The sequence below is a fragment of the Escherichia sp. HH41S genome (assembly GCF_009820115.1).
Taxonomy (GTDB): domain Bacteria; phylum Pseudomonadota; class Gammaproteobacteria; order Enterobacterales; family Enterobacteriaceae; genus Escherichia; species Escherichia coli_F.
Genome location: NZ_VNXE01000067.1, coordinates 43,367 through 57,390, shown reverse-complemented (window position 1 = coordinate 57,390; position 14,024 = coordinate 43,367). Strand labels below are relative to the sequence as shown.

Sequence of the window (14,024 nt, the reverse complement as noted above, 5' to 3'; positions counted from 1 at the left end):
GACTGATTGGTCAGACGGTGCAGAAGCAGTAAGATAGAAGATCAGTGTCTAATTCCCTGAATACAGGAGTAAATAATGCAAAAAATCGTGATCGTTGCTAATGGCGCACCTTACGGGAGCGAATCCTTGTTTAACAGCTTACGGCTGGCCATTGCGCTACGAGAGCAGGAGAGCAACCTGGATCTGCGTCTGTTCCTGATGTCTGATGCGGTCACAGCCGGGTTGCGCGGGCAAAAACCAGGGGAAGGCTACAACATTCAGCAAATGCTGGAGATCCTTACCGCTCAGAATGTACCGGTGAAATTGTGCAAAACCTGTACCGACGGGCGCGGGATTAGTACACTTCCTCTGATTGATGGGGTGGAAATCGGTACTCTTGTGGAACTGGCGCAATGGACGCTGTCAGCCGATAAAGTGCTCACATTTTAATGTTTGAGGGGGCGTCTGACGCCCCACTATGAGGGAAGTTTACTCAGGCGAATCCCGGCCGTAACACACCATCCGGATAATTCTCCGCCAGCAGTGTTTTTACCGATACCAGCAAATCATTCAGCCCATCGTCCTGCATTCCCAGTTTGATAAGCTCCTGTTCCAGTGAAAACAGGTATTGTGCGTTGGTTCCCAGTGGACCGCTCGCCGCCGCAATCAACGGCGCGATGACCTGAGCGCGAGTGTCAGATTCATATTCTGGATGTCGCGGGTCCATAATAAACACAATGGCGTTTACTGTGCGTCCATCATCAAGATCAAGCTGACACCAGGTTGGCAGATAACAGCCGGTAATCATCTCGCGCTTCCACAACAGTGTTAGTTCCTGCTCCAGCGTCTCTTCTGGCAGTCGATAGGCGACGCCTGTGGTGCGTCCGCCCTCTTTCAGTGCAAGCATCCGTCCCGGCTGGTGCGCAGTCCCGCGCCCGGCGGTCAGGCGCAGGCAAAACGCGCGATGCCATCCAACCAGTGTACCGGTGCACGACTCGGTAAACTCCAGTGCCGGATTCCACATCAACGATCCATAACCGAAGATCCACACCGGTCCCTCATCAGGTCGACAAGCCAGCGTCGCCGCCAGCGAAGCCGCCCGTTGCTCTGCTGACCATAAGAGTGATTCTTCAATGGCACCAAATGCCGTTTTACAATCGGCATTCATCAAGAAATCACGCGTTATCACCTTACACCTCCGCCACTGCATACTTCCCTGCGACAACTTTTTGGTGTCTTCCGGACATTTTTACTGCTCATTTTGAAACCACTAACGGGACAATATGCAATCCACGGACCACTTGCAAGGCAACACCGCACGAATAGCTTTAACTAAGCTACCGGTTTTACGATTTTTTATGCCATTTATCATCATCCCCTTTGGCATATTCATGCTTCACAGCAGCCCAGGCCACTTTATGCGCGGTTTCTTCGCGACTGGCGTCATCACGCCGATCTTCTTTATCTTTATATTGATCCCATGCGCTGTTAAACGCTTCTTTATAGATATCCTGGGCATGAGACGGAAGCACGTGCTTTACGCTTTCCGGCAGATCGCTTTTCGTTTTATACGGCATCGTTGACTCCTTTTACAAAGTTGAACATTAAGTGTGGTCAACAATATCCACTCTTGCCCAAACATAAGAATTTTCATGTCAGACTCTTCTTAAGAAACGCTAAAACAAACATTGTCTAAACGCATTGCTTATTTTTATGGCCCGATGAGTAAAAAATCGACAGCGGGGTAAAATTTCGTAAAATGTTACCGATATCCAGACACTTTCTGTTATTTTTCCTACCTATTTTTTACATTTTCGATAAATTCATCTGCAAAGGGATAACCATAATGTCAAATGCTCAAGAGGCGGTAAAAACCCGCCACAAGGAGACTTCGCTTATTTTCCCGGTTCTGGCGCTGGTAGTGCTGTTCCTGTGGGGAAGCAGCCAGACACTACCAGTGGTCATTGCCATCAATCTTCTTGCTCTTATTGGTATTTTAAGTAGCGCCTTTAGTGTTGTCCGTCATGCGGACGTATTAGCCCATCGCCTGGGAGAACCTTACGGTTCGCTTATTCTTAGCCTTTCAGTGGTTATTCTTGAAGTCAGTTTGATTTCAGCTTTAATGGCAACCGGCGACGCCGCGCCAACGCTAATGCGTGATACGCTCTATTCAATCATTATGATTGTTACCGGTGGGCTGGTTGGCTTTTCATTATTGTTGGGCGGTCGTAAGTTTGCCACCCAATATATGAATCTGTTTGGTATCAAGCAGTATTTAATTGCGCTGTTCCCCCTGGCGATAATCGTACTGGTATTTCCAATGGCTCTGCCTGCGGCGAATTTTTCAACCGGTCAGGCGTTACTGGTAGCATTAATTTCTGCGGCAATGTATGGTGTATTTTTGCTGATCCAGACCAAAACGCATCAAAGTTTATTTGTCTACGAGCACGAAGATGACAGTGATGATGACGACCCGCACCACGGTAAACCGTCTGCCCATAGCAGCCTGTGGCATGCTATCTGGTTGATTATCCATCTGATTGCCGTTATTGCAGTCACCAAAATGAACGCCAGCCCGCTGGAGACATTGCTCGACAGCATGAATGCCCCTGTCGCCTTTACTGGCTTCCTGGTGGCTCTGTTGATTCTGTCGCCGGAAGGTTTAGGTGCGTTAAAAGCAGTGTTGAACAACCAGGTCCAGCGCGCGATGAATCTGTTCTTTGGTTCAGTGTTAGCAACCATTTCGCTTACCGTACCTGTCGTCACGCTAATTGCCTTTATGACGGGTAACGAATTGCAGTTTGCACTTGGTGCGCCAGAAATGGTGGTGATGGTGGCCTCTTTAGTGCTGTGCCATATCTCCTTCTCCACCGGACGTACTAACGTGCTCAATGGCGCAGCGCATCTGGCACTGTTTGCCGCCTATTTGATGACGATATTTGCCTGACAGTTATATCTCCTCCGATGACAGAAATCGGGGGAGATAATATAAATTCCTGCTTATTGTATTTCTTCATACTACCTGAACAGGTCGTTAATCAGAATTGCGAGCCTGTACCACAACCTGCACGAAACCACTGCAACAGCTGTTGAAAAGCCGGAATGTACTCTTTATTGCAAACATTTCAGGGATGAAGTGAAGATGAATTGAGACGTAATATCCACACCAAGCCGGCGTTATCCGGTGAGGCGCAATGTTGCGGGGGCTTTATCCCTGGTGGCATTGGTTGCTGGAAAGAGAAAACCCCCGCACGTTGAGAGGTAAAACCTGACAACAGAACGGGGGCTAATCTTGAACCATCAACAATTCAAGAATAGCCGCAAAATGTTGTCATTACAACAAGGCGGCTATATGACGCTCGCGCAGTTTGCCATGATTTTCTGGCACGACCTGGCGGCACCGATCCTGGCGGGGATTATTACCGCAGTGATTGTCAGCTGGTGGCGTAACCGGAAGTAAGGTGAAAACGGGCGTCAGGCTGCCGTGATGGCAATATGCGCCCGAAACCGGCCGCAGGGGTAACAGCCTGCGGCCCTTTTTGTCTTTATCTCTTCTGCAAGTAAATATTGGCAACCCGAGCTGGAAGCATCATCCAGAGCACTCATGAAACGACTGTAACAGCTGTTGAAAAACCGGAATGCACTCTTCATTGCAAACATTTCAGGGATGAAGTGAAGATGAATTGAGACGTAGTATCCACACCAAGCCGGAGTTATCCGGTGAGGCGCAATGTTGCGGGGGCTCTATCCCTGGTGGCATTGGTTGCTGGAAAGAGAAAACCCCCGCACGTTGAGAGGTACAACCTGACAACAGAACGGGGGCTAATCTTGAAACCAGACACTTCAAGAATAGCCGCAAAATGTTGTCATTACAACAAGGCGGCTATATGACGCTCGCGCAGTTTGCCATGACTTTCTGGCACGACCTGGCAGCACCGATCCTGGCGGGAATTATTACCGCAGCGATTGTCAGCTGGTGGCGTAACCGGAAGTAAGGTAAAAACGGGCGTCAGGCTGCCGTGATGGCAATATGCGCCCGAAACCGGCCGCAGGGGTAACAGCCTGCGGCCTTTTTTGTATCCGGCCCCATGAAAAAAGCCTTAACGCAGAACGCTAAGGCTTTAGTTTTCAGGCAAAAAAGATTACTTGCTGGTATCCAGTTCTTCGAAACCTTTCACCAGGTCATCAATCGCTTTCATCTGCTTGAGGAACGGTTCCAGTTTAGCCAGCGGCAGCGCGGATGGACCATCACATTTCGCATGTTCCGGATCCGGATGCGCTTCAATAAACAGCCCCGCCAGACCTACCGCCATACCGGCACGTGCCAGCTCAGCCACCTGAGCACGACGACCGCCGGAAGCTGCGCCAAACGGATCGCGGCATTGCAGTGCGTGGGTCACGTCGAAAATCACCGGTGAATTACCAGACACTTTCTTCATGATGCTGAAGCCCAGCATATCAACAACCAGGTTGTCATAGCCGAAGTTAGCACCGCGATCGCAAAGAATCACTTTTTCGTTGCCGCCTTCTTTGAATTTATCAACGATATTACCCATTTGGCCTGGGCTGACAAACTGCGGTTTCTTGACGTTAATTACCGCACCGGTTTTCGCCATGGCTTCAACCAGGTCAGTCTGGCGAGCAAGAAACGCCGGCAACTGAATCACATCCACAACATCAGCAACGGGCTGAGCCTGGCTTGGTTCGTGAACGTCGGTGATAATTTTCACGCCAAAAGTCTGCTTCAACTCCTGGAAGATTTTCATCCCTTCTTCCAGACCTGGTCCACGATAAGAGTGGATGGAGGAGCGGTTGGCTTTGTCAAAAGAGGCTTTGAACACGTAAGGGATACCCAGTTTCTGGGTCACGGTTACGTAGTGCTCGCAAATGCGCATCGCCAGATCGCGAGATTCCAGCACGTTCATACCGCCAAACAGCACGAACGGCAGATCATTTGCTACGTTGATGTCGCCAATGCTAACCACTTTTTGTTTCATAGGATCGCCTTAATCTTGAGTAAAATGTCGATTAATTAATGCAGCACAATATGTTTATGCGCGATGTTATTTATTTGCGCACGGATCATTTCGCTGATCGGGTCTTCCGGACACTGTTCAACGAAATAACTTAAATCGTTCAACGCAACGTGTTCGCAATCCAGTTGCGCATAAATCAACCCGCGATCGCGAATTTCATAGGGATCTTCCGGGTTAAATTGTAATAATGCTTCGCTGGTACGTAGCGCCAGCTCCATCTGATTTTCTTCCATCAACGAAGCTTTGAGTGTATCCAGCAATTTGCGGATTACCTCAATGTTATCAGTTTCATCAAGGTCTTCATAAAACAGTTCCGCCGACGGGCTGATATTTCCCTTTAACCATACGTCCAGCATATGTTCGCTTAACGATTCACCGTTAAAAGGATTAATCAGCCAAATTTCGCCATCCGGACATTCAATGCGCAATATCAGCTGCGTAGGGAAAATCACCGGCAGCAGCAGCAAATCGAGACGATTCGCGACCCATAATAAAACGGCACCTAATGATACGGCACTGCCCTGTCGATTCTTTAACACCTGGTCCAGCCATAATGCATCGGAAAGACGATAAACGCCGCGTGAGGCTTTAAATCCCCAGTCGCCGTAAAACAGCGCGATCAGTTTTTCCAGCTGCTCTTCTAAAGGCAGAAGCTGGCTGATTTCTTCCTTCGCCAGAGTAACGAGACGCTCCAGTTCGTCATAAACATCTTGCGAGGGAAAATCGCGGCGGATTGCTTCGCAAGCCAGGATCATGCCTTCGCACAATGGCGCTTTATTAAATTCGAAATCAGCTAACGATCTCATGACTTACCCCAGTAACGGTACTTTTGTGGTGGCGAGTTTAATGATGATGTACAGCACCACCAACGCCAGCGGGAAGGCAATAATGCGCGCCTGCTGACTGTGCATACGACGATAATCGAGTGCAATAAAACCCAAAACGATATAAATGATAACTCCAAACAGCTTTTCAGTCAGCCACTGTGCCTGCCCGGAAAATGGCAGGATGTGCGCTTTAGCCATCAACGCAATGCCGCTTAACAATAACACCGTATCGACAACCGGCGGCACAATGCGCGTCCAACGAGCAAATGCCTGTGGATGCTTCTGATAACGTAGCCAGAAACGTAAGGTTAATAGCCCTACAGAAAGCGCAATGCTAATGAGATGAACGCTAAGCAGTGTAGAAAAACTTGTCATTGATAATAGCGGCCGAGCGTTACGCGCTCGTTATCACCATAGTCCCGACAGGTTTCGACGTCATGATATCCCGCGTGGATAAATGCCTGTCGCACCGCTTCGCCCTGCTGCCAGCCATGTTCCAGAAGCAGAAAGCCGCCGGATACCAGCGCGTTACGCGACTGTTCGATGATATGCACGATGTCTGCCATTCCACTGTCTGCCGCAACCAGCGCAGTGAGCGGCTCAAAGCGGACATCGCCTTGTTGAAGATGTGGGTCCTGCTCGTCAATATACGGCGGATTACTGACAATCATCGCAAACTGCTGCCCGGCTAGCGCGCTAAACCAGTCGCTTTGCAGAATATGGATATTTTTGATCGCCAGATGCTGGGCATTACGTTGTGCCAGAGAGACAGCATCTGGCATACGATCTACAGCGGTAATTTCACAGTCCGGGCGCTCGCTAGCCAGCGCCAGCGCAATCGCCCCGGTACCCGTCCCGAGATCGAGAATACGGCAAGGCTGTTCAGGCAACCGCGCCAGTGCCTGCTCCACCAGACACTCCGTATCCGGGCGCGGAATTAAGGTCGCTGGCGAAACAAATAACGGCAGCGACCAGAATTCTCGCACCCCGGTTAAATGAGCAATAGGTTCACCATCGCGACGACGCGTCAGTAGCGCATCAAGTTGCTGACATTGTTCGTCAGTCAGCTGCGTTTCACCAAAGGCGAGAATAAAAGTACGCCCTTTGCCGGTAACATGCTCCAGCAGGATTTCAGCATCACGCCGCGGGCTTTCGCTCGCCTGAAGTTGGCTTATTGCTTCACGTAACCAGTGTTGATATTCCATTATTCCTGCTCGGACAACGCCGCCAGTTGGTCGGCCTGATGTTCCTGGATAATCGGTTCAATTAGCATATCCAGCTTACCTTCCATCACTTCATCCAGACGGTAGAGCGTCAGGTTGATGCGGTGATCGGTAACGCGCCCCTGCGGGAAATTGTAAGTACGGTTACGATCGCTGCGATCGCCACTCCCCAGCAGGTTACGACGGGTAGACGCTTCGGCCTGTTGCCGTTTTGCCATTTCTGCAGCGTGGATGCGAGCACCAAGTACAGAAAGTGCTTTAGCTTTGTTTTTATGTTGTGAACGTTCGTCCTGACATTCAACAACAATCCCGGTCGGCAAGTGAGTAATACGAATTGCCGAATCGGTGGTGTTAACGTGCTGACCCCCCGCCCCTGACGAGCGGAAAGTATCAATGCGCAAATCTGCTGGGTTGATGTCCGGCAGTTCTGCGTCAGGCAGTTCTGGCATTACCGCAACGGTACAAGCAGAAGTATGAATTCGACCCTGCGATTCCGTAGCAGGCACACGCTGCACGCGATGACCGCCAGATTCGAATTTCAAACGACCATATACACCATCACCGCTAATTTTGGCGATGATCTCTTTATAGCCACCATGTTCACCCTCGCTGGCGCTCATGATTTCTACACGCCAGCGGCGGGCTTCGGCATAACGGCTGTACATTCGGAACAGATCGCCAGCGAACAGTGCCGCTTCATCACCACCAGTTCCGGCACGCACTTCAAGGAAGGCGTTACGTTCGTCATCAGGATCTTTTGGCAGCAAGAGAACCTGTAATTGCTGTTCCAGTTGCTCGCTTTTTTCTTTAGCTTCGCGCAGTTCATCCTGCGCCATTTCACGCATTTCAGGATCGTCGAGCATCATCTGTGCGGTTTCGATATCTTCCTGAACCTGTTGCCAGTCGGTAAAACAGCGCGAAACATCACTTAACTGCGCATATTCGCGTGATAATGCGCGAAAACGTTCCTGGTCGGCGATAGTTTGCGCGTCACCCAGCAACGCCTGAACTTCTTCATGGCGTTCATGCAGGGCTTCCAGTTTGGCAACGATAGAAGGCTTCATAGGCGTAAATGCACCCTGTAAAAAAGAAAATGATGTACTGCTACTCCAGCCCGAGGCTGTCGCGCAGAATATTCAGGCGTTCGTTATCCCCGTCACGGGCAGCCTGTTGAAGTGATTTCGTTGGCGCATGGATCAGGCGGTTAGTCAGTTTCCATGCCAGATCCTGCATAATGGCTTGCGCGTCGCCGCCCTGCTCAAGGGCTGCTAACGCTTTGGCGGTTAACTCATCGCGAACTTGCTCTGCCTGGCTGCGATACTCGCGAATGGTTTCGCTGGCGCTTTGTGCACGCAGCCACGCCATAAATTCGCTGGTTTCCTGAGCGACAATAGTTTCCGCCTCAACTGCGGCAGCTTTACGTTGCGCCAGGTTATGCGAAATAATGCTTTGCAGATCGTCAACACTATAAAGGTAAGCATTCGCCAGTTTGCCAACTTCCGGCTCAACATCGCGCGGAACGGCAATATCTACCAACAGCATCGGTTGGTTGCGACGGCTTTTTAATGCGCGCTCCACCATGCCTTTACCGATAATCGGCAACGGACTGGCGGTAGAACTAATGATGATATCGGCTTCGCGCAGACGTTCGTCAATATCGCTCAAGGCAATCACTTCTGCGCCGACTTCATCTGCCAGAATTTGGGCGCGTTCGCGAGTACGGTTGGCGATAATCATCTTCTGTACTTTGTGTTCACGTAGATGACGCGCCACCAGCTCGATAGTCTCCCCCGCGCCAACCAGCAATACTGTTACCGTAGAGAGCGATTCAAAGATCTGCCGCGCCAGCGTGCAAGCCGCAAAAGCGACAGACACAGCGCTGGCACCGATATCGGTTTCAGTGCGAACGCGTTTCGCTACAGAGAAAGATTTCTGGAACATGCGTTCCAGTTCGCTGGCCTTCATATGACCTTTTTGCGAATCAGCAAAGGCTTTTTTTACCTGACCGAGGATCTGCGGCTCCCCCAGAACCAGTGAATCCAGGCCGCTGGCAACACGCATTAAATGGCTAACCGCGTCGTTATCCTGATGCCAGTAGAGGCTTTTACGCAGGTCTTCTTCATTAAGATTGTGATAATCGCAAAGCCAGCGGATTAACGCCTCTTGCAGGTTATCCTGCTCTTCAACGCTAAGATAAAGTTCCGTGCGATTGCACGTCGACAGCACCACGCCGCCCTGCACCATCGGCTGCGCAAGCAGGCTGTCAAGCGCCTGATCGAGCTTATCCGGCGAAAACGATACACGTTCTCGCAGCGATACAGGTGCCGTTTTATGGTTGATACCGAGTGCTAAAAGGGTCATGTCTGCGGGAAATAATACCAACGTTGATAGGGTTAGTCTGCTTGCATCATACAGGATGCGTAAGATCAATAAAAGAGAGCGCCCCCTTTTGGAGTAATTGCCGAAAGCCGTTAGATTCTGGCAATTAAGACAACTTGAACATAGACGATAGCGGGCGGTAACGCTAGCATTAAGGGTTATAACTGCAACGTATCTCAAGGACTTGTCATCACTATGCCCCTGCCCGATTTTCGTCTTATCCGCCTGCTACCGCTGGCTGCTCTTGTGCTCACTGCCTGTTCCGTTACCACGCCCAAAGGTCCTGGCAAAAGCCCGGATTCGCCACAATGGCGTCAGCATCAGCAAGACGTGCGCAATCTTAATCAGTATCAAACTCGCGGCGCGTTCGCTTATATTTCTGACCAACAAAAAGTGTACGCCCGTTTCTTCTGGCAGCAAACTGGCCAGGAGCGCTACCGTCTGCTGCTGACTAACCCATTGGGCAGCACGGAACTGGAGCTGAATGCTCAACCGGGTGACGTGCAGTTAGTCGACAATAAAGGTCAGCGTTATACCGCCGATGACGCTGAAGAGATGATTGGCAAATTGACCGGAATGCCGATTCCGCTCAACAGTTTGCGTCAGTGGATTTTAGGTTTACCGGGTGATGCAACCGACTACAAACTGGACGATCAATATCGCCTCAGCGAAATCACCTACAGCCAAAACGGCAAAAACTGGAAAGTTGTTTACGGTGGTTATGACACCAAAACGCAACCTGCGATGCCAGCCAATATGGAACTCACCGATGGTGGTCAGCGCATCAAGTTAAAAATGGATAACTGGATAGTGAAATAATGCGGACACAGTGGCCCTCTCCGGCAAAACTTAATCTGTTTTTATACATTACCGGTCAGCGTGCGGACGGTTACCACACGCTGCAAACGCTGTTTCAGTTCCTGGATTACGGCGACACCATCAGCATTGAGCTTCGTGACGATGGGGATATTCGTCTGTTAACACCCGTTGAAGGCGTGGAACATGAAGATAACCTGATCGTTCGCGCAGCACGGTTGCTGATGAAAACAGCAGCCGCCAGCGGGCGTCTTCCTACGGGAAGCGGTGCAGAAATCAGTATTGACAAGCGTTTGCCGATGGGCGGCGGTCTGGGTGGTGGTTCATCCAATGCCGCGACGGTGCTGGTGGCATTAAACCATCTCTGGCAATGCGGGCTAAGCATTGATGAACTGGCGGAAATGGGGCTGACGCTGGGCGCAGATGTTCCTGTCTTTGTTCGGGGGCATGCCGCGTTTGCCGAAGGCGTTGGTGAAATACTAACGCCGGTGGATCCGCCAGAGAAGTGGTACTTGGTGGCGCACCCTGGTGTAAGTATTCCGACTCCGGTGATTTTTAAAGATCCTGAACTCCCGCGCAATACGCCAAAAAGGTCAATAGAAACGTTGCTAAAATGTGAATTCAGCAATGATTGCGAGGTTATCGCAAGAAAACGTTTTCGCGAGGTTGATGCGGTGCTTTCCTGGCTGTTAGAATACGCCCCGTCGCGCCTGACTGGGACAGGGGCCTGTGTCTTTGCTGAATTTGATACAGAGTCTGAAGCCCGCCAGGTGCTAGAGCAAGCCCCGGAATGGCTCAATGGCTTTGTGGCGAAAGGCGTTAATCTTTCCCCATTGCACAGAGCCATGCTTTAAGCCGGGCAAGCTGAGTTTCGGTGACAACGTCACCTTGTTCCAGACGTTGCATCGCGCTCTTTAATACACCGCCTGGAAAGAATCATGCCTGGCCCGCACAGTTTTCGGCAGATTCTTTCCACCAATGGACGCATGCCTGAGGTTCTTCTCGTGCCTGATATGAAGCTTTTTGCTGGTAACGCCACCCCGGAACTAGCACAACGTATTGCCAACCGCCTGTACACTTCACTCGGCGACGCCGCTGTAGGTCGCTTTAGCGACGGCGAAGTCAGTGTACAAATCAACGAAAATGTACGCGGTGGTGATATTTTCATCATCCAGTCCACTTGTGCCCCTACTAACGACAACCTGATGGAATTAGTCGTTATGGTTGATGCCCTGCGTCGTGCTTCCGCAGGTCGTATCACCGCTGTTATCCCCTACTTTGGCTATGCGCGCCAGGACCGTCGCGTCCGTTCCGCTCGTGTACCAATCACTGCGAAAGTGGTTGCAGACTTCCTCTCCAGCGTCGGTGTTGACCGTGTGCTGACAGTGGATCTGCACGCTGAACAGATTCAGGGTTTCTTCGACGTTCCGGTTGATAACGTATTTGGTAGCCCGATCCTGCTGGAAGACATGCTGCAGCTGAATCTGGATAACCCAATTGTGGTTTCTCCGGACATCGGCGGCGTTGTGCGTGCCCGCGCTATCGCTAAGCTGCTGAACGATACCGATATGGCAATCATCGACAAACGTCGTCCGCGTGCGAACGTTTCCCAGGTGATGCATATCATCGGTGACGTTGCAGGTCGTGACTGCGTACTGGTCGATGATATGATCGACACTGGCGGTACGCTGTGTAAAGCTGCTGAAGCGCTGAAAGAACGTGGTGCTAAACGTGTATTTGCGTACGCGACTCACCCGATCTTCTCTGGCAACGCGGCGAACAACCTGCGTAACTCTGTAATTGATGAAGTCGTTGTCTGCGATACCATTCCGCTGAGCGATGAAATCAAATCACTGCCGAACGTGCGTACTCTGACCCTGTCAGGTATGCTGGCCGAAGCGATTCGTCGTATCAGCAACGAAGAATCGATCTCTGCCATGTTCGAACACTAATCGAACCCGGCTCAAAGACCCGCTGCGGCGGGTTTTTTTGTCTGTAATATCCATTTGTATGACCTATGCCTCCTTCACCTGCCATTTAGTTGACAGATGATGCGCTCACGGATGAAACATTATTGTGAACAAAATATTTTCCTCACATGTGATGCCTTTCCGCGCTCTGATCGACGCTTGCTGGAAAGAAAAATATACTGCCGCACGGTTTACCCGTGACCTGATTGCCGGGATAACCGTCGGGATTATTGCTATCCCGCTGGCGATGGCGTTGGCTATTGGTAGTGGTGTGGCACCCCAGTACGGTTTATATACCGCAGCTGTTGCGGGGATTGTCATTGCTCTGACGGGTGGGTCACGCTTTAGCGTTTCCGGTCCGACTGCGGCATTTGTGGTAATTCTCTATCCCGTTTCGCAACAGTTTGGACTGGCAGGACTGCTGGTCGCGACACTCATGTCAGGTGTCTTTTTGATCCTGATGGGGCTGGCACGTTTTGGACGCTTGATTGAATATATTCCGGTTTCCGTTACCTTAGGTTTTACTTCCGGTATCGGGATCACCATCGGTACCATGCAGATTAAAGATTTTCTCGGTCTGCAAATGGCCCATGTCCCGGAACATTATCTACAAAAAGTCGGCGCATTATTTATGGCGTTGCCGACCATTAATGTGGGTGATGCTGCCATTGGCATTGTGACGCTTGGCATTCTGGTTTTCTGGCCGCGTCTGGGCATTCGTTTACCCGGTCACCTTCCGGCCTTGCTGGCTGGTTGCGCGGTGATGGGGATTGTTAACCTGCTCGGCGGACATGTTGCTACCATCGGTTCGCAATTCCACTACGTTCTGGCCGATGGTTCTCAGGGTAACGGTATTCCGCAACTGCTGCCGCAACTGGTACTGCCGTGGGACCTGCCCAATTCCGAATTTACCCTCACCTGGGACTCCATTCGCACTCTGCTTCCGGCAGCATTTTCGATGGCGATGTTAGGGGCAATTGAATCACTGCTCTGCGCCGTGGTACTGGATGGTATGACAGGAACGAAACACAAAGCGAACAGTGAACTGGTTGGTCAGGGACTGGGGAATATCATCGCCCCATTCTTTGGTGGTATTACCGCTACAGCTGCCATCGCGCGTTCTGCCGCTAACGTCCGTGCCGGGGCTACTTCCCCTATCTCGGCGGTGATCCACTCTATTCTGGTTATTCTTGCCCTGCTGGTACTGGCACCGCTGCTCTCCTGGCTGCCGCTTTCCGCCATGGCGGCCCTGCTGTTGATGGTAGCGTGGAACATGAGTGAAGCGCACAAAGTGGTCGACTTGCTGCGTCATGCGCCGAAAGATGACATCATCGTCATGCTACTGTGTATGTCATTGACTGTGCTGTTTGATATGGTTATTGCCATCAGTGTGGGGATCGTGTTGGCATCGCTGCTGTTTATGCGTCGTATCGCGCGTATGACTCGCCTGGCCCCAGTAGTCGTAGACGTTCCAGACGATGTCCTGGTTCTGCGCGTTATTGGCCCGCTGTTCTTTGCTGCGGCTGAAGGCCTGTTCACGGACCTGGAGTCACGTCTTGAAGGCAAGCGGATTGTCATTCTGAAGTGGGATGCCGTTCCGGTGCTTGATGCTGGTGGCCTTGATGCGTTCCAGCGTTTTGTGAAGCGTCTGCCCGAAGGATGTGAACTGCGCGTGTGTAACGTGGAATTCCAGCCGCTGCGCACTATGGCTCGCGCAGGCATTCAACCGATCCCGGGCCGCCTTGCTTTCTTCCCGAATCGTCGCGCGGCGATGGCGGATTTATAAGTACGAAA

16 protein-coding genes are annotated in these 14,024 nt (G+C 51.1%); 8 read left to right on the top strand and 8 right to left on the bottom strand.

All coding sequences use genetic code 11. The features are described 5' to 3' along the window. Positions 1 to 75: 75 nt before the first annotated feature. A complete protein-coding gene (ychN, locus tag FQZ95_RS13985; RefSeq protein WP_001169669.1) occupies positions 76 to 429 on the top strand; it encodes a DsrE/F sulfur relay family protein YchN in 354 nt (117 codons plus the stop codon). Between the two features lie 43 nt (positions 430 to 472). On the opposite strand, the gene chaC is transcribed toward ychN, so the two are convergent. Together chaC and chaB are read right to left on the bottom strand one after the other, a co-directional pair. Beyond that, positions 473 to 1,168 carry a glutathione-specific gamma-glutamylcyclotransferase gene (chaC, locus tag FQZ95_RS13980; protein ID WP_032184002.1) on the bottom strand — a complete coding sequence of 232 codons (696 nt, stop codon included), beginning with the start codon at positions 1,166 to 1,168 and terminating at the stop codon, positions 473 to 475. 157 nt (positions 1,169 to 1,325) lie between these two features. After that, the gene (gene chaB / locus FQZ95_RS13975) at positions 1,326 to 1,556 is read right to left on the bottom strand and encodes a putative cation transport regulator ChaB (protein WP_001146444.1); all 231 of its coding nucleotides are present in this window, start codon (positions 1,554 to 1,556) and stop codon (positions 1,326 to 1,328) included. A 269-nt stretch (positions 1,557 to 1,825) separates the two neighbouring features. Between chaB and chaA the strand changes: the two genes are divergently transcribed. The 3 genes from chaA (at position 1,826) to FQZ95_RS13960 (ending at position 3,974) form a co-directional block, all read left to right on the top strand. Further along, on the top strand, positions 1,826 to 2,926 hold the full coding sequence (chaA, locus tag FQZ95_RS13970; RefSeq protein ID WP_001301956.1) for a sodium-potassium/proton antiporter ChaA: 1,101 nt from the start codon (positions 1,826 to 1,828) through the stop codon (positions 2,924 to 2,926). Positions 2,927 to 3,331: 405 nt separating this feature from the next. Continuing rightward, positions 3,332 to 3,439, top strand: a complete 108-nt coding sequence (locus tag FQZ95_RS26175) for a type I toxin-antitoxin system toxin Ldr family protein (RefSeq protein WP_000170956.1) — start codon at positions 3,332 to 3,334, stop codon at positions 3,437 to 3,439. Between the two features lie 427 nt (positions 3,440 to 3,866). Further along, positions 3,867 to 3,974, top strand: coding sequence for a type I toxin-antitoxin system toxin Ldr family protein (locus tag FQZ95_RS13960; protein ID WP_000170965.1), 108 nt, complete (start codon positions 3,867 to 3,869; stop codon positions 3,972 to 3,974). Positions 3,975 to 4,121: 147 nt separating this feature from the next. On the opposite strand, the gene kdsA is transcribed toward FQZ95_RS13960, so the two are convergent. The 6 genes from kdsA to hemA are packed head-to-tail and all read right to left on the bottom strand — an operon-like array spanning position 4,122 to position 9,426. Beyond that, positions 4,122 to 4,976 (bottom strand): 3-deoxy-8-phosphooctulonate synthase, encoded by an 855-nt coding sequence (gene kdsA, locus FQZ95_RS13955; protein ID WP_000811065.1) that lies wholly within the window; start codon positions 4,974 to 4,976, stop codon positions 4,122 to 4,124. Positions 4,977 to 5,011: 35 nt separating this feature from the next. Continuing rightward, positions 5,012 to 5,821: an invasion regulator SirB1 gene (sirB1, locus tag FQZ95_RS13950; RefSeq protein WP_160530313.1), complete on the bottom strand. Its 810-nt coding sequence runs from the start codon at positions 5,819 to 5,821 to the stop codon at positions 5,012 to 5,014. A 3-nt stretch (positions 5,822 to 5,824) separates the two neighbouring features. Then, entirely contained in the window at positions 5,825 to 6,217 is a 393-nt protein-coding gene (sirB2, locus tag FQZ95_RS13945; protein WP_000200378.1) for an invasion regulator SirB2, read from the bottom strand. Then, a complete protein-coding gene (gene prmC, locus FQZ95_RS13940; protein ID WP_000456456.1) occupies positions 6,214 to 7,047 on the bottom strand; it encodes a peptide chain release factor N(5)-glutamine methyltransferase in 834 nt (277 codons plus the stop codon). The genes sirB2 and prmC overlap by 4 nt, the downstream gene beginning before the upstream one ends. Continuing rightward, positions 7,047 to 8,129: a peptide chain release factor 1 gene (gene prfA, locus FQZ95_RS13935; protein WP_000804726.1), complete on the bottom strand. Its 1,083-nt coding sequence runs from the start codon at positions 8,127 to 8,129 to the stop codon at positions 7,047 to 7,049. The genes prmC and prfA overlap by 1 nt, the downstream gene beginning before the upstream one ends. 40 nt (positions 8,130 to 8,169) lie before the next feature. Continuing rightward, positions 8,170 to 9,426 (bottom strand): glutamyl-tRNA reductase, encoded by a 1,257-nt coding sequence (gene hemA / locus FQZ95_RS13930; RefSeq protein ID WP_001299679.1) that lies wholly within the window; start codon positions 9,424 to 9,426, stop codon positions 8,170 to 8,172. Positions 9,427 to 9,639: 213 nt separating this feature from the next. Here hemA and lolB point away from each other — a divergent pair, with 213 nt between their 5' ends. From lolB to dauA, 4 genes are all read left to right on the top strand, one after another. Beyond that, on the top strand, positions 9,640 to 10,263 hold the full coding sequence (gene lolB / locus FQZ95_RS13925) for a lipoprotein insertase outer membrane protein LolB (RefSeq protein WP_160530312.1): 624 nt from the start codon (positions 9,640 to 9,642) through the stop codon (positions 10,261 to 10,263). After that, the gene (gene ispE / locus FQZ95_RS13920) at positions 10,263 to 11,114 is read left to right on the top strand and encodes a 4-(cytidine 5'-diphospho)-2-C-methyl-D-erythritol kinase (RefSeq protein WP_032302911.1); all 852 of its coding nucleotides are present in this window, start codon (positions 10,263 to 10,265) and stop codon (positions 11,112 to 11,114) included. The genes lolB and ispE overlap by 1 nt, the downstream gene beginning before the upstream one ends. Before the next feature lie 150 nt (positions 11,115 to 11,264). Further along, positions 11,265 to 12,212, top strand: coding sequence for a ribose-phosphate diphosphokinase (prs, locus tag FQZ95_RS13915; protein ID WP_001298109.1), 948 nt, complete (start codon positions 11,265 to 11,267; stop codon positions 12,210 to 12,212). A 124-nt stretch (positions 12,213 to 12,336) separates the two neighbouring features. After that, complete coding sequence (gene dauA, locus FQZ95_RS13910) at positions 12,337 to 14,016, top strand: C4-dicarboxylic acid transporter DauA (RefSeq protein ID WP_001033364.1); 1,680 nt, start codon at positions 12,337 to 12,339, stop codon at positions 14,014 to 14,016. Positions 14,017 to 14,024 lie beyond the last annotated feature (8 nt).